The 14367-nt window shown below is 70.1% G+C and carries 18 protein-coding genes and 1 rRNA gene; 6 read left to right on the top strand and 13 right to left on the bottom strand.

The annotated features are described in order from the left end of the window. The first annotated feature begins 9 nt into the window (after window positions 1–9). Window positions 10–126 (top strand): 5S ribosomal RNA (gene rrf / locus LNK82_RS36055). 398 nt (window positions 127–524) lie between these two features. Here rrf and LNK82_RS36050 read toward each other — a convergent pair. Beyond that, window positions 525–938 carry a nucleotide pyrophosphohydrolase gene (locus tag LNK82_RS36050; RefSeq protein WP_230571408.1) on the bottom strand — a complete coding sequence of 138 codons (414 nt, stop codon included), beginning with the start codon at window positions 936–938 and terminating at the stop codon, window positions 525–527. Then, complete coding sequence (locus LNK82_RS36045; protein ID WP_230571419.1) at window positions 935–1846, bottom strand: AraC family transcriptional regulator; 912 nt, start codon at window positions 1844–1846, stop codon at window positions 935–937. The genes LNK82_RS36050 and LNK82_RS36045 overlap by 4 nt, the downstream gene beginning before the upstream one ends. Window positions 1847–1926: 80 nt before the next feature. On the opposite strand from LNK82_RS36045, the gene LNK82_RS36040 reads away from it, so the two are divergent. Then, on the top strand, window positions 1927–2742 hold the full coding sequence (locus LNK82_RS36040; RefSeq protein WP_230571407.1) for an NAD(P)H-binding protein: 816 nt from the start codon (window positions 1927–1929) through the stop codon (window positions 2740–2742). Here the strand turns inward: LNK82_RS36040 and LNK82_RS36035 are convergent. From LNK82_RS36035 to LNK82_RS36025, 3 genes are all read right to left on the bottom strand, one after another. After that, the gene (locus tag LNK82_RS36035) at window positions 2732–3751 is read right to left on the bottom strand and encodes an ImmA/IrrE family metallo-endopeptidase (RefSeq protein WP_230571406.1); all 1020 of its coding nucleotides are present in this window, start codon (window positions 3749–3751) and stop codon (window positions 2732–2734) included. The two genes, LNK82_RS36040 and LNK82_RS36035, sit on opposite strands and share 11 nt — an antisense overlap. Window positions 3752–3774: 23 nt before the next feature. Further along, window positions 3775–4410 carry a hypothetical protein gene (locus LNK82_RS36030; protein WP_230571405.1) on the bottom strand — a complete coding sequence of 212 codons (636 nt, stop codon included), beginning with the start codon at window positions 4408–4410 and terminating at the stop codon, window positions 3775–3777. A gap of 93 nt (window positions 4411–4503) precedes the next feature. Next, window positions 4504–5070: a DUF3558 domain-containing protein gene (locus tag LNK82_RS36025; protein WP_230571404.1), complete on the bottom strand. Its 567-nt coding sequence runs from the start codon at window positions 5068–5070 to the stop codon at window positions 4504–4506. 106 nt (window positions 5071–5176) lie between these two features. Between LNK82_RS36025 and LNK82_RS36020 the strand changes: the two genes are divergently transcribed. Continuing rightward, window positions 5177–5980, top strand: coding sequence for an alpha/beta fold hydrolase (locus LNK82_RS36020; RefSeq protein ID WP_308257415.1), 804 nt, complete (start codon window positions 5177–5179; stop codon window positions 5978–5980). Beyond that, on the top strand, window positions 5977–7152 hold the full coding sequence (locus tag LNK82_RS36015; RefSeq protein ID WP_230571403.1) for a PP2C family protein-serine/threonine phosphatase: 1176 nt from the start codon (window positions 5977–5979) through the stop codon (window positions 7150–7152). The genes LNK82_RS36020 and LNK82_RS36015 overlap by 4 nt, the downstream gene beginning before the upstream one ends. A gap of 3 nt (window positions 7153–7155) precedes the next feature. Here LNK82_RS36015 and LNK82_RS36010 read toward each other — a convergent pair whose 3' ends face one another. The 3 genes from LNK82_RS36010 to LNK82_RS36000 all read right to left on the bottom strand — a co-directional run bounded on the left by LNK82_RS36010 (window position 7156) and on the right by LNK82_RS36000 (window position 9076). After that, the gene (locus tag LNK82_RS36010) at window positions 7156–7683 is read right to left on the bottom strand and encodes a hypothetical protein (RefSeq protein ID WP_230571402.1); all 528 of its coding nucleotides are present in this window, start codon (window positions 7681–7683) and stop codon (window positions 7156–7158) included. A 118-nt stretch (window positions 7684–7801) separates the two neighbouring features. Further along, on the bottom strand, window positions 7802–8167 hold the full coding sequence (locus LNK82_RS36005) for a peptidase inhibitor family I36 protein (RefSeq protein WP_230571401.1): 366 nt from the start codon (window positions 8165–8167) through the stop codon (window positions 7802–7804). A 60-nt stretch (window positions 8168–8227) separates the two neighbouring features. Beyond that, window positions 8228–9076 (bottom strand): DUF72 domain-containing protein, encoded by an 849-nt coding sequence (locus LNK82_RS36000; protein ID WP_230571400.1) that lies wholly within the window; start codon window positions 9074–9076, stop codon window positions 8228–8230. Between the two features lie 60 nt (window positions 9077–9136). On the opposite strand from LNK82_RS36000, the gene LNK82_RS35995 reads away from it, so the two are divergent. Both LNK82_RS35995 and LNK82_RS35990 read left to right on the top strand, forming a co-directional pair. Beyond that, window positions 9137–9811, top strand: a complete 675-nt coding sequence (locus tag LNK82_RS35995) for a hypothetical protein (protein ID WP_230571399.1) — start codon at window positions 9137–9139, stop codon at window positions 9809–9811. Window positions 9812–9844: 33 nt separating this feature from the next. Next, the gene (locus tag LNK82_RS35990) at window positions 9845–10582 is read left to right on the top strand and encodes an arylamine N-acetyltransferase family protein (protein ID WP_230571398.1); all 738 of its coding nucleotides are present in this window, start codon (window positions 9845–9847) and stop codon (window positions 10580–10582) included. Window positions 10583–10589: 7 nt separating this feature from the next. On the opposite strand, the gene LNK82_RS35985 is transcribed toward LNK82_RS35990, so the two are convergent. The 5 genes from LNK82_RS35985 to LNK82_RS35965 all read right to left on the bottom strand — a co-directional run bounded on the left by LNK82_RS35985 (window position 10590) and on the right by LNK82_RS35965 (window position 14195). Continuing rightward, window positions 10590–11327 carry a DUF72 domain-containing protein gene (locus LNK82_RS35985; RefSeq protein WP_230571417.1) on the bottom strand — a complete coding sequence of 246 codons (738 nt, stop codon included), beginning with the start codon at window positions 11325–11327 and terminating at the stop codon, window positions 10590–10592. Between the two features lie 35 nt (window positions 11328–11362). Continuing rightward, on the bottom strand, window positions 11363–11812 hold the full coding sequence (locus tag LNK82_RS35980; RefSeq protein WP_230571397.1) for a hypothetical protein: 450 nt from the start codon (window positions 11810–11812) through the stop codon (window positions 11363–11365). 219 nt (window positions 11813–12031) lie between these two features. Continuing rightward, complete coding sequence (locus LNK82_RS35975; protein WP_230571396.1) at window positions 12032–12232, bottom strand: hypothetical protein; 201 nt, start codon at window positions 12230–12232, stop codon at window positions 12032–12034. 72 nt (window positions 12233–12304) lie between these two features. Next, window positions 12305–12763: a hypothetical protein gene (locus LNK82_RS35970; RefSeq protein WP_230571395.1), complete on the bottom strand. Its 459-nt coding sequence runs from the start codon at window positions 12761–12763 to the stop codon at window positions 12305–12307. Window positions 12764–13370: 607 nt separating this feature from the next. Continuing rightward, a complete protein-coding gene (locus LNK82_RS35965; RefSeq protein ID WP_230571394.1) occupies window positions 13371–14195 on the bottom strand; it encodes a hypothetical protein in 825 nt (274 codons plus the stop codon). Window positions 14196–14367 lie beyond the last annotated feature (172 nt).

Raw genomic sequence — 14367 nt, 5'->3', positions numbered from 1 at the left:
TCATAGTGTTTCGGTGGTCATAGCGGTTGGGGAACACCCGGTCCCATTCCGAACCCGGTAGTTAAGCCTTCCAGCGCCGATGGTACTGCACTCGTGAGGGTGTGGGAGAGTAGGACGCCGCCGAACATACTTCACCCTCAGGGGCACTCGATCCGTCGAGTGCCCCTGAGGGTTTTTTGGCGTTCGGCACAGATTTTCCACGCGACCGCGACCCCTTTCCACGCGACGGCGAACCGTCACTTTCCGGCGGCTTCGACCGCTGTTCGGGCGACGCGCCTGGCGCGACCGGGTGACGTGCAGTTTGCCAGGGTCGATCGTCCATACCGTAGCCGGCATGAGCAGCGATGGATGGACGAGGGAGGCGTCGGTGCCATGGCGCGCGCGCAGACAAACGAGACGAAGAGGCAGGCACGTCCGTGTCCGCCCGTCGTCGTCGGAGACACCGATGTGGGCTTCGACCGTTCTCGGCCTGGTGGTCCTCGTCGCTTTGATCTTGTTGTTGTTGACCTACGTCTAATCCGTCGTCACTCGCCCGGCTTCGGAAACTCGCCCGGCTTCGGGACTTCGACGGGCTTCAGGTCACCGGTCGGGAAGCGGCGTTCGTTGCGCTCGATCTTGGCGAACGCGGCCTCGACCAGGTCGACGTCCAACTTGTCGGCCAACCGCACCAGGTAGTGCATGACGTCGGCCAGCTCGTCACGGACGTTCCACGCCAACTCGGGGTCGTCCATCGCGTGCGCGGCCTGCTCGGGCGTGAGCCACTGAAAGAGGTCCGTCAGCTCACCGACCTCCCCGGACAACGCCATCACCAGGTTCTTCGGGGTGTGGTACTCGTCCCAGTCACGCGCGGCGGCGAACCGGCGCAGCGCGTCCCGCAGGTCTTCCAGGTCCTTGCCCGCTGAACCAGTACCCGCTGAGTCGTTACCCGCAGAGTTCATGCCCGCAGAGCTACCACACGGTGGTCGCTGGGCCGCACGCCGCGTACCCGTTTGAACGCCGTGCTGAACGCGAACCCGTCGCCGTAGCCGACCGCACGTGCCACGGACTCGACCGTGGCGTCCGGCTCGCCCAAGAGGTCCGCGGCGACGTCCATGCGCCACTGGGTCAGGTAGGTCAGCGGCGGCACACCGACCAGTGCGGTGAACCGGCGCGCCAACGCCGCCCGCGACACCCCTGCGCGCGCGGCCAGTTCCGCGACGGTCCACGCACGCTGCGGCTCGTCGTGCATCGCGCGCAGGGCGGGGCCGACGGTCTCGTCGCCCAACGCCCGGTACCACGCGGGAGTGTTCGCCTCAGGCCGGGCGAACCACTCGCGCAGCGCGTACACGAGCAGGAGGTCGAGCAGTCGTTCGAGCACGATGTCCTGCCCGGCCTGGTCCTTCGCCACCTCCGCGGCCAGCACGTCCACCGTGGGGCAGTGCTCGTCGTCGCACGTCACGACGAAGGCGGTCGGCAGGGCGTTCAGCAGCCGCGCCGCCACGCCACCGTCGACCGAGTAGGCGGCGGTGATCACGAGCGCGTCACCGTCGCCGGCGAGGCCGTAGGTGCGGGTGCCGACGAGCCACTGCTCGCAGTCCACCTCACGGACTTCGAGCTGCGGTGGTGTGGACGGGTCGTCGGCCAGGACGAACCGCTGCGGTCCGTGGATCAGGCCGAGCGAACCCGGTCGCAGCAGGACCTGGGTCCCGTCCTCCGCGAGCAGCCAGGTGTCGCCGCGCACGGCGGCGACGAGCGTGAACGGCCGCGTCTCCGTGAACGCCAGCGCCCACGGCGGTGAGGCGAACGAGCGGCACACGTCGGCACTACGCGCGCGCAAGCCGCGCAGGAGATCGGTGAGCGCGTCCATGTCATCCACGTAGACGATTGAACATGCATCGGGGACGGTGAGCCATGTTCCGTCCAGCACGATCTTGGTTGTCTTGTGGCATGACGATCCTGGTGCTCGGCGCGACCGGCAAGACCGGTCGCCGTGTCGTTTCCTCCCTCGACGCCCTCGGCGTCGACTACCGCGCCGTGTCCCGCCGCACGGAGATCCCCTTCGACTGGTCGGACCCGTCCACCTGGGCGCGTGCGCTCGACGGCGCCACCGCCGTCTACCTCGTGCCGCTCGCGATGAACCTCGACGACGCCGAGTTGGCGGAGTTCGTGCCGCAAGCCGTGGCGGCCGGTGTGCGGCGGATCGTCCTGCTCTCGGCCCGCGGCATCCCGTCCGACGACGGTCGCGAGCGCGCCGTGCGGGAGTCCGGTGTGGACTGGACGATCCTTCGGCCGACGTGGTTCTCGCACAACTTCAGCGAGGACTACTTCCTGCCGGAGATCCTGGCCGGCGAGATCGTGCTGCCCGTCGGCAACGGCGCCGGCAACGGCGCCCACCCGTTCATCGACGCGCAGGACATCGCCGACGTGGCGGTGGCGGCGTTGACGCAGGACGGCCACGCGGGCGTCACCTACGAGCTGTCCGGGCCGGAGGCGTTGACGTTCGCCGAGGTGGTGGCGCGGATCGGTGAGGTGTCGGGTCGTTCGATCCGCATCACGGACGTGCCCGCCGCCGACTACACCGGCATGTTGGTGCAGGGCGGCATCGAGAGCGCGTACGCGGAGGTGTTGTCGATGTCGTTGACCGCGATCCGCGACGGCCACGACGCCGCGTTGTCCGACGGTGTGCCGTCCGTGCTCGGGCACGACGGGCGGCTGTTCGGCGACTACGTGAAGGAGGCGGCCGGGAGCTGGGTCACTCCCTGACGAGGGTGAGGTTCGGCCTGGTCGCGCGGCCGGGGTCGCCTCGACCCGGCAGGGCGGTGAGCACGAGGCCGAACACCAGCCCGTTCAGCTCCTCGACGTCCAGCAGGAGCTCGCGGGCGACGCCGTGCGGGGTGGTGCCCTGGGCGCGCAGGGCGCGGAAGACCTTGGCGAGCAGCTGGGACGTCTCGCGGTGGGTCATCCCGACCGTGCGGCGGGCCAGCTGTGCGCACACGGTCGCGTGCTGGGGTCGCGTCAGCAGGCCGAGGTCGCGCAAGCGGTGCGCCATGGTCTCCGGGTCGACGTGCCAGCCGGCGCTGTGCGCGACGACGTGCTCGGTCAGCGGGCCTCGGGTCACGGCGGCCAGCACACCGGCGCGGGGCAGCAGGAACGCGGTGGCGAACGTTTGCGCGTCCGCCGCCCCGGTCAGCCGCCCGAGCTCGCGCGCCGCGTCCAGGCGCGCCTGGCCTGGCGCGACCGCCGGGTCCAGGAAGACGTACGGGGTGCCGGCGTGGCGGCACGAGAACGGACCGACGCCCGCGCAGTCCGGCGGCAGGGAGAAGACCCGGACGCCGTGCGCTTCCAGCAGGTGCACCATGTTGGGCGCGGGCCGGTGCGGGATGCCCCAGCGGGCGCGCAGCACCTCGGCGGCCGTCTCCGGGTCGGGGTGCTCCCACGTCGGCACGTCCGGCTCGGGGAACGTGAACGCGCGCGTCAGCCAGCCGTCGAAGCCGATGGCCAGGCGGGCGGCGCCGATCGCGGCGTCCCGTTGCCGCTTGGCGGCCGGCCTGGTGAACGCCACCTCGATCTCCGGCACGTCGTCGGCTTCGAGGAAGCCCGGCGGGAAGCCGAGGGCCTCGGTGAGCCTGGCGGTGGTGGCGGGTCGTGGTTGGCGGCGGCCGTGCTCGTAGTCGCCGATGCTCGCCGGGCTCGTGCCCGCCTTGCGCGCCAGTTCCACCGCGGTGAGGCCGCGGCGGGTCCGGGCGAGGACGAGGCGGGAGGGCGTGAGCATGATCGCGCCATTCTCGCACCCGCCTAGCGGCGCGGCGTGACGGTGACGTCCACCTCGTCCGGGCCGTGCGGGTCGCGCGGGGTGGGCAGGGGGCCGAAGACCAAGGGCGGCAACGTGATCCGGCGCGCCCACCGGTCGACGACCTGGCCCTGCGGCGTGGGTTCGGGCTGCGCCACCTCGCGCAGCACGACCAGCCGTTCGCCTTCCTGCTGGGGGTAGGTGACCAGGAACCACAGCTTCCACTCGTGCGTGTGCAGCGAGTCGAAGAGGGTGAACTGGTCGCTGTCGTTGCCGCGCATCATGGCGGCGATCGCCGGGCCCTTGGCGTAGTCGCTGCGCAGGGGCGCACCGGGCGTGCCGGTGTGGCGGTTGCCCTGGAGCGTGCCGAGCACGACCGGCTTGGTGGGGTGCTGGACGAGGCCCGCGTTCCACTTGTCGACCCGCGTCCAGCCCTCCGCCACGAGGACCTCGCGGAGTCTGCCGACCCGGTGGATCCAGTCGAGCAGGCCGGCGCCGTTGGTCGGCCCGAGCGGGGGCGCGGAGGCCCGGGCGTCGACCCCGGCCCAGATCGCCTCGTCCAGGTGGTCGGTGCGCAGGCCGAGCTCCGCCAGCTGGGCGTGGTGCTCGGCGGTCAGCTCGGTGGCGTTCGACATCCTCATATCCGGCACGGTAGCGCCGACCACCGACAATCCGACCCCACCGCCGGCCAGGACCGCCCGCGACCCTGAGCGCCGACGACACCGGCGCGCCGTTCAGCCCACCAGGTTCAGCATGACCGCCTCGGCCAGCCGCCGGGCCCCGTCGCACGGCTTCGCGAGATCCGGTGAACCGCGCTTCGCCGTGAACGACGCGACCAGGTACTGCCCTGCCGCCGTGTCCACCATGACGTCACACGAGGCGGTGTCCGACGGGATGGTGACGGTGACCGCCGGGAAGCCGCGAACCGGGTCGGTGACCTCCGACCGGGCCGCCCGCTCGTTGCCGGTCCACGCCTCGATGCCCTCCGCGGTCACCGGGACCAGGGTGTAGCTCGCGTTGGCCGAGGTCCAGTTGCAGCCCGTCGTCTCGTATGTCTTGATGGGCAGGGGCTTGCCCTCACCCTCGACGAGCAGCTCGGCGCGTTGCGCGTCGGTCAGGAGCAGGCACGGCTGCTCGGCCTCCAGCCTGACCTCCCGGGGCCGCGTCACCGGTGACGTGGGAGAAGGGCTGGACTGTGACGTGGGTGCGGGCTCCGGCGAGGCGGGCTCCGCCGGCGTCGCGGAACCGCACGCCGTCGTGAGCGCGACTGCCACCAGAACACCGGCGAGGGATCGACGCATGGCTCGGGCTTCCCCTGTTCCGCTGCTTTCCGCCGACGATCGACGTCAGGTGTGACGCCGTCGCGCGGAACGGGGTTCCACGCCCGGGAAGTGGAAGGATGACGTGGTGGATGCGCGGCGCAGGAACAACGTGGTCGTGACCGGCAACGCCCGCGGTCCCGTCGTCATGCTCGCGCACGGCTTCGGGTGCGACCAGACCATGTGGCGGCTGGTGGCGCCCGCGCTCGCCGCCACGTGCCGCGTAGTGCTGTTCGACCACGTCGGCGCGGGCCGGTCCGACCTGTCCGCGTGGGACGCGCGGCGTTATTCGACGCTCGACGGGTACACGCGGGACGTGCTGGACATCTGTCACGACCTCGACCTGCGCGACGTGGTGTTCGTCGGCCACTCGGTGTCGGCGATGGTCGGGGTGCTGGCCGTGGCCGCGGAGCCCGCGACGTTCGCCAAGCTCGTGCTGGTCACGCCGTCGCCGCGGTACATCGACGACGTCGACTACCGGGGCGGGTTCAGCGCCGCCGACATCGGCGAGCTGCTCGACTCGCTGGACAGCAACTACCTGGGCTGGTCGGCGTCGATGGCCCCGGTGATCATGGGCAACGACGACCGGCCGGAGCTGGCCGCGGAGCTGACCAACAGCTTCTGCCGCACGGATCCCGAGGTCGCGCGGGTGTTCGCCCGCACGACGTTCCTGTCCGACAACCGGGCGGACCTGGACCAGGTGACCGTGCCGACGCTGGTGCTGGAGTGCGAGCAGGACGTCATCGCGCCGCCCGAGGTGGGCGCGTACGTCCACGCGCGGATCCCCGGCAGCAGGCTCGTCACGCTCCCCGCCACGGGCCACTGCCCGCAGCTCAGCGCACCCGAGGCCACCGCGGCGGCGATCGCCGGGTTCGTGGCGGACAGCGCGTGACCGGCGACCGCGAGGCGTTCTCGGCGTTGTTGGAGGACAGCGCCGAGGACCTCTACGAGAACGCGCCCTGCGGCTACCTGTCGACCATGCTGGACGGGCAGATCGCGAAGGTGAACGGGACGCTGCTGCGGTGGCTGGGGTACGAGCGCGAGCAGCTGGTGGGTCGGCTGCGGTTCGCGGACCTGCTCAGCGTCGGCGGCAAGCTGTACCACGAGACGCACTTCGCGCCGTTGCTGCGGATGCAGGGCGAGGTCGGCGGCGTGGCGCTGGAGATGGTCGCGGCCGACGGGACCCGGCTGCCCGTGCTGGTGAACTCCACCGTGAAGACGAGCGGTGACGGCGAGCCGTTGCTGATCCGCACCACGGTGTTCGACGCGAGCGACCGCCGTGCGTACGAGCAGGAGCTGCTGCGCGCCCGGCAGGAGGCGGAGCGGGAGCGCGACGAGATCCGGCGGCTCGCGACGACCCTCCAGCGCACCCTGCTGCCGCCGGTGCTGCCCGCCGTGCCGTGGGTGGAGACGGCGACGCACTACCACCACGCGTCGCCGTTCGAGGTGGGCGGCGACTTCTACGACCTGTTCCCGCTGGCGGACGGCCGGTGGGCGGTGTTCCTCGGTGACGTGTGCGGGAAGGGCGCGAACGCGGCGGTGGTGACGTCCCTGACCCGCTACACGCTGCGTTCGGCGGCCGTGTACGACCCGGACCCGGTCGCCGTGCTGACCAACCTCAACGCCGTGCTGAACCAGGAGGTGGGCACGGGGTTCTGCACGGTGACATTCGGCGTGCTGACCGTCGAGGAGGATCGCTGCGCGCTCACCCTCGCGGCCGGCGGCCACCCGCCCGGCCTGCTGCTGCGGGCCGACGGCACGGTCGAGTACGTCGAGATGCCCGGTGGTCAGCTGATCGGGATCCTGCCGGACGCGCGGGTCGTCACCACGACCGTCCACCTGACCGCCGGCGACACGTTCGTGCTGTACACCGACGGGCTGATCGAGGCGAGGACCGGCCCGGACACCCGGTACGGCGAAGAGGAGCTGCTGGCGTTCGCGGCCACCCTGCCGCCGGTTTCCGCGACGGGCGCCGTGGACGCGCTCGTCGGCCTGCTCGACCGGCTCGGCGACGGCGTCGAGGACGACACCGCGGTGCTCGCGATCGGCGTCCCGACCCACTAGCCCTCAGCGGCGCGCGGGCGGTCCGAGCAGCCGTCGGCCCGTGATCAGGGCGATGGTGGCGAGCACGAACGGCATGGCCAGCAGGAGCATGAGCGTCCACACGCCAGGCCAGGAGATGGAGCGGGCGTCCCTGTTGAGCGGTGCCGTGGACAGCCCGAGCGACAGGCCGCCGAAGGCGAACATGGTCATGAAGAGCGACGCCGTCCACGCCACGACGATCCCCGAGCGCAACTCGCCGACCTTGTGGAGGTCGAGGTGCTCGGCCGACACGTGGCGTCGGGCGGCGAAGAGGAAGACGCCCGCCAGGACCACCATGACCATGCTGCTGCCCACGAGCGACCAGCTGAAGACGCCGAGCGCCGGGTACACGGGGGGCAGTTGACCGCTGAGCAGGGCGAGCAGCGGGATCAGCACGAGGCAGGCCGTGATCAGCAGCAGGGCGACCCGTCGGCACCTCGTGCGGATCAGGTGCGCGTGCGGCGCCGGGATCCACAGGTACCGAGGTGGTAGGGGCGGCGGCGGGTAGCTCACGGTTCTGCCAATCCGGTCGGAACGACCTCGTGCCGGTGTGCGCGTGTGCCACCGGTCCCGACATCCTTGCAGCGGGTAGTCAACCAGGTTCGGAAAGTAATCGGCTTTGCGGGTTGCTCTACGGCTCCCAGACCTGGATCGCCCTGACCACGAAAGGCGCGTCCGGCACGTAGGTGCCCTTGCCCGGGTAGGTGGTGAACTCGGCCTCGGTCGAGCACGTCACCCGCTGGTAGACCGAGGTGTCCCTGGTCAGGTTGTTCACGAACGAGCGCGCCACGAAGCCGTCGGGCAGCGGGATGCACTCGCGCGGGTTCGCGGACTCCAGGTCGAGCCGGTGGGCGTCGCCGGTGTACTGGACGCCCGACCACACGCAGAACTCGCCGCGGTCGCAGGTGGGGTCGGGCTGCCGCGCCACCGCCGTGCCGCTCGATGCCAGGGCTCCGGTGGTGAGGGCCAGGGCGGTCACGAGGCCGAGGGTCGTCATCGGGGTCACCGCTCCAGGGTGCTGTGGTCGGCGGCCGTGCGGGGGCCTGGCGACCGCCGTTCACCTGATTGTGTGGGCAGGTCCGGGTTTCGGCAGGGCGAGGCGTTCGGCGAGGCGGAGGGCGTCGTGCGGTGCGACGGCGTCGGTGTCGTTGTCGAAGTACGCGTAGACGTCGTGGTCGGCGGCCCAGGCGCGGATCTTCGCGGACCACTCGTCCAGTTCGTCGTCGGTGTAGCTGCCGACGTACAGGGCCTGGTTGCCGTGCAGCCGCACGTAGGCGAAGTCCGCCGTGACGTCTTCGAGGTAGGGGAACCGGTCAGCGGAGTGGGAGACGACCAGCGCGATCCCGTGCGCGCGGAGGAGGTCGTGGAACTCCGGGACCTGGAACGTCGGGTGCCGGACCTCCAGCGCGTGCCGCAGTGGCCGGTCGGCGTCCGTGGTGGTCCAGGCGCGGTCGTCCGGCAGGCGGTCGTCGTGCCGTTCGGCGAGTTCGGCGGCGGCGGTCGTGGTGCGGGGGAGGAGGTCGAAGAACGTGGTCAGCCGGTCGGGGTCGTAGGCGGTCGTCGGGGGCAACTGCCACAGCACCGGTCCGAGCTTGGGGCCGAGCGCGAGCACGCCGGAGGCGAAGAAGTTGGCCAACGGGGTCTCCACGTCGCGCAACTGCTTGAGGTGGGTGATGAACCGACCGCCTTTGACCGCGAACAGGAAGTCGTCCGGCGTCTGCCGCGCCCACGTCCGGTAGCTGGAGGGGCGTTGCAGGGAGTAGAAGGAGCCGTTCAACTCGACCGACGTGAGGAGCCGGGAAATGTGCTCCAACTCCCGCCGCTGTACCAGGCCTTCCGGGTAGAACGCCCCGCGCCAGGTCGGGTACACCCAACCCGACGTCCCGATCCGCACCTCGCCCGTCACGTTGGCGGGGTACCCGGATGATCTCCGGCGTACCCCGCGAGCGGGTGGGACCATGCCGGTGTGGGATTCGCCGACCGCGTTCTCCAACTGCTCGCCGAGCACCCGGAAGGGCTCAGCGACCGCGAGATCGCGGACGCGCTGCACGCCAACCACTCGCAGGCGAACATCTACTGCCGCCAGTTGGCCGGGGAAGGGCGCATCGCGCGGGACGACTTCGCCCGACCCATCCGCAACCGCCTGCTCGAGCCCGAAGGGCCTGCGCCCACCCGGCCGTCCACTCGGTTGACGGCCCCACCGCGAGACGTGGTCGACCGGACGGAGGCCGCTGTCCAGGATCGGGTGGTCTCCTGGTTGGTGGGTGAGCGGTGGCGGGTGTTGCGGGTCGCGGACACCGCCGCCCGCGAGCGCGGCACCGACATTCGGGCCGAACGCGCCGGAACGCTGCTGCACGTCGAGGTGAAGGGTTACCCCTCGACGTCTTACGCCGACCCTCGTCGGGTGCACGAGGCCAAACCGACCCAACCGGCCACCCAGGCGCGGGTGTGGTTCGCGGGTGCGGTGGTGAAGGTGCTCCAGCTCCGGCAGGAGCACCCCGATGACGAGCTGGCGTTCGCGTTCCCGGACGTGCCGACCTACCGTTCGTTGCTGCGCACGATCGAGACGACGGTGACCGCGATGCGCCTGTCGGTGTTCCTCGTGCGCGACGACGGCTCGGTCGACGCCCACTGGCCTTGACCTCCACCGCACTCGAAGGTGCAAGTTGTGCGCATGGACGACCGCACACTTGACGCCTACCTGGCCAGGATCGGCGCGACGCGCGCGAGCACCCTGGTCGAGCTGCACGAACTGCACGTCGCCTCGGTGCCCTTCGAGAACCTGAGCATCCACCTCGGCGAGGCCATCGTGCTCGACGAGGACCTGTTGGTGGACAAGATCGTCAACCGGCGCCGCGGTGGGTTCTGCTACGAGCTCAACGGGGCGTTCGCGGCGTTGCTGCGGGCGCTGGGGCACGACGTGCGGATGCTGTCGGCCAAGGTGTTCAACGACGGCGCGTACGGGCCGCCGTTCGACCACATGGCGTTGCGCGTGGGCGATCTGCTGGTCGACGTCGGTTTCGGGCGGTTCAGCTTGCGGCCGTTGGACCTCGTCAGCCGGGAGGACCAGCACGATCCCGCCGGTGTGTTCCGGATGGTCGACACCCCGGAGGGGGACGTGGACGTGTTGTTCAACGGCGTGCCCCAGTACCGCCTCGAACTGCGCCCGCGTGCGTTGGAGGAGTTCCGCGCGACGTGCTGGTACCAGCAGACGTGGCCGGAGTCGCCGTTCCGGCGTGGTGCGACGTGCTCGTTGCCGACGGCGACCGGTCGGATCACCATCGCGGACAACAAGTTGATCACCACGACCGGTGACGACAAGGTGATCGAGGAGCTGGACGACGGCGCGCTGCTGGATGCCTACGCCAAGCACTTCGGCGTCGTGCTGGACCGCGTGCCCAGGCTCGGTTGACTGCGGCTCAGCCGAGGCGTTCGGCGAGCGCGAGGGCGTCGAACGGCGCGGCGCCGCCCATCGTGTTGTCGAAGTAGACGTACACGTCGCGCGAAACCGACCACTCGCGGAACCGTGAGGCCCAGCGGTCCAGGGCCGGGTCGGAGTACGCGCTGACGTAAAGCTCTTCGTCGCCGTGCAGGCGGGCGTAGACGAAGTCGGTGGTGAGCTCGCGCGGTTCCGGGAAGCGGCCGGCAGATTCGGCGACGACGAGCGCGACGTCGTGCTGTGCCAACAACTCCACCAGTTCGGGTGTGTCCCAGCTCGGGTGGCGGACTTCGAGCGCGTGCCGGACCGGCGGGTCCGGCAGCAGTTCCAGGAACGCGGCGAGCCGTTCGGGCCGCCACGGCAGCGTCGGCGGTAGCTGCCACAGGACCGGCCCGAGCTTCGGCCCGAGGTCGAGGACACCGGAGCCGAAGAACTCCTCCACGTCCTTCCCGACGTCGCGTAATCGCTTCGTGTGGGTGATCTCCCGATGGCCTTTGACGGCGAACACGAAGTTCTCGGGGGTGCGTTCGAACCAGGACTTGAAGTCCGTCGGCTTGCGCAGCCCGTAGAACGAGCCGTTGATCTCGACCGTGTCGAGGCGTCGTGACAGGAACTGCAATTCCAGCCGCTGTTGCAACCCTCGCGGGTAGAAGTCGCCACGCCACTCGGGATAACGCCAGCCGGATGTGCCGATTCGGATCTTGCCCACGGTGACGATGTTGCCCATCGGTGTGACCACCCAAACGTGTTCGGCTAGAAGCCCGCGCCGTCCAAGGCGCCACTCACCACGCGATCGACCCGCGCCTGTTGCGGATCACGCGCCAACGCCTCCGTGCACGGGCACCCGGCCAAGTCGTTGCCGCACAGGTACACGCCGAGCACCCGCAGGCTGCGCGCCGTCTGCCGCAATCGCGCCGCACCCCGCAACCTGACCTGCCCGTACACCGCCTTGGCGAGCTGGTACGGCACGCCGGGCCCGAGGTCGACGCAAGCCTGGCTGTCCAACTCTTCCGCCACGTGCGCGATGGGCCGACACCCATACGCCCGCGCCGACCGCACGAGCCTCTGGTCCAGCCTCGCCACCAGCCGCTTGGCCACCTCGTCCCGCCACGCGCGGTCGGCGCGGAGGTAGGCCACCAACTCCTCCACGCGCACGGGATCGGGCCGGGGACGGCGGGCGCGCGCTCTTCGTCGTTGCGACATGCTCTCAAGATCGTGCGTCGCAATCCATCGTGAGCACCCCTCACCCGCCTGCGCGGCGAGAGCACCCGCGTGCAGTAGCGCCCACCCACTCAGCGACGCCACCGCGCCTGACCGGCCGGACGATCAGGCGCAGTGTGACGGGCGGGGCGACGAACACCGCACCTGTGGTTCGCGTGTCGCTGGCTCCGTCCACTCACGTGGGCTTGTCCCAGCGCGGCGTCAGAGTGCTGCCGGCGCCTTCTCGTACCAACCGGCGATGACCTCCACGAGGTGGACGATGTTCTGCGTTCGCATGATGGGTGCGGCCGCGTTGGGCTCGAAATCGACTTCGGCGTTGGTGCTGCGCCAGATGCTGGTCTCGATGACAGGCGCGGCCATGTGCGGGTCGAGACGCTTGACGAACTCGGTGATGTCGTTCAACTTCGCGGGGTCATAGGACGAACGTCGCTTCGCGTTTCAGGTATCACCCGTTCAGCGCGGTAACAGTGCTCGTCATCTTGCGGACACCGGTGGCGCGAACAGTCGCCGACCGGCGAAGAACGCGACGCCGGTGGACGCTCCCGGCACGAGCGCCAGTGCCGGCACCGCCCACGCAGCGGCCGAGTGGTGGACGAGCCCGGCCTGACCTTCGGCCGCCGTCGAGAGCCCGAGCCACAGGGCGATAGCGGAGAACACCGTGCTGAACAGCCCACACCCCCAGACCACGGCGAGTGACCTGCGTGTCGTCAGCGCCCCGTGCACATCCAGGTGCTCGCCCGTGACGTGTCGGCGGGCACCGCGGAGCACGCTGGCCGCTATGAACACTTGGACCACGCCGATGGCGGCGAAGGTCCAGCCCAGGACACCGAGCGCCGGGTAGATCGGGGGCAGTCGACTGCCGATCAGCACGATGATCGGCGGCAACAGTGCACCGACGGTGAGCATCGCGGTGCCGAGCCGCCCGCACGCCACGCGGACTGCGTGTGCGCGCGGCGCCGGAATCCACACGTGGCGCTGTGGCGGCGGGTAGGGCATGGCCGGAGCAGCCGTCACTCCCGGGTGGTCGGGAGGTGGAGCAGTGACCAGGAGACGGCGGCCCACGACAGACAGGACACCGGCCAGCACCGGAGGTGAGGCCATCAGGCACAGGTACGCCCAGACACCGATCCTGAATCGCACCTCGGGGTGGCGGGGGTTGTCCGACTCGGCCGCGACGGTTCGCGAGTGCTTGCATGGTGGCCGCGTTCGTCGCCGCTGTGACGGCCGAGCCCAGACTCCTGGGGTCAATGGCCTGCTTCCACTGCGCCGCCAGCGCCACTGACAGCACGTCGGCCGAGTCGTCGACCGTCACGGTCACGACGCCGCCGGAATCCCTCCCCCGCAGGCCGTCGGCCTGAGGTCCTCTTCGTCACCCTCTTCGAAGCCGAGATCGAATGTCTCGCCCACGTCGCCCCCTGCGATCCGTAGTCAATCAACTTCGGACTGTAGCGAGGCGGCGAGGTGGGGCGCAGCCGAACCCGGGATAACCCGCCGGCGGGCACCTCGAAGGGGGTGCCCTGCTTCCGGATGGCGGCTTCGCTCAGCGACTCCGCCACACCAAGTGCATGTACCGGCGGCGATCGTCGGGTGCGTGTTCCGCGGTGAACAGGTCATCGCTGGTTCGGTAGACGCAGTCGATTCCCAGTCGGTGCAGGAGACCGACGCCGTCGGTACTGGGGCGCTCCGGGAAGAGGGCCACCAGGCGGGTGACCGGCTCCGGGCTGTCCACCGCGTAGTCGAGCAGTTGGGCGACGGCCTCCCGCACCTTCCCGTGCGTGGCCAGACTCTTCGCCTCGATGACCACGACATCCGCGTCGTCGCGGTAGTACAGGTCGGCCCGCTTGCCGTTCGGCGTGACGAAACTGTGCATCTCGACGTCGGAGCGGAAAGCCCGGTAGTGGGCGACCAGCCGAGCCTCGACCCGCTCGTGGGCGGTCTGCCGCTCCGCGATCCGGTGCCAGACGACGTCCACATGGGTTCGTTCGACGGGGATCACGCGGGTGTCCAGTCCGACCAGGTCGGCGGCGGAGTTCAGCTTGGAGCTCAACTCCGCTTCCACGGTGCCCGGGTTGATGCCGAAAGCGGTGATGAGGCGTGACGACCGGGGCTCTTCGACGACGCGTTGCCCGTACACGTAGTCGCCTGCGGTGAATCCTTCGATGCCCCAGAGGTCGGTGATCGGGTAGTCGGTGAGCCGGACGTTGAGGACGCTGTACACGTTGGTGAAGCTCGAATCGTTGGCGTGCTGGTTCCAGAGGAGGTCAGCCAAGGGTTCGTTGCGGAACAGGTGTCCGATCTCGCCGGTAGCCTTGATCTTCTTCTCGCCGACGAACAGCACCACGCCGCCGGAGCGCAACCGTTCCATGGGCTTGTCGTGACGGGGGATCGCACCCCAGAACTGCGCTTCGCCGGACGGGTGCAACTCCTGCAACCGAGCCAGGTCGGTCTCGGACAGAAGTGAACGATAGGGCTCCCGTGCGAAGGCGATCGAGCCCTCGATCGTTTCGTGGAACCGTTTCCTCGTGTCGGGGTTGCCG

Origin of the sequence: Saccharothrix luteola (genome assembly GCF_020859565.1) — a bacterium.
GTDB lineage: Bacteria > Actinomycetota > Actinomycetes > Mycobacteriales > Pseudonocardiaceae > Actinosynnema > Actinosynnema luteola.
Note: the sequence above shows the minus strand (reverse complement) of the source record. Positions and strands in the feature narration are given on the sequence as shown.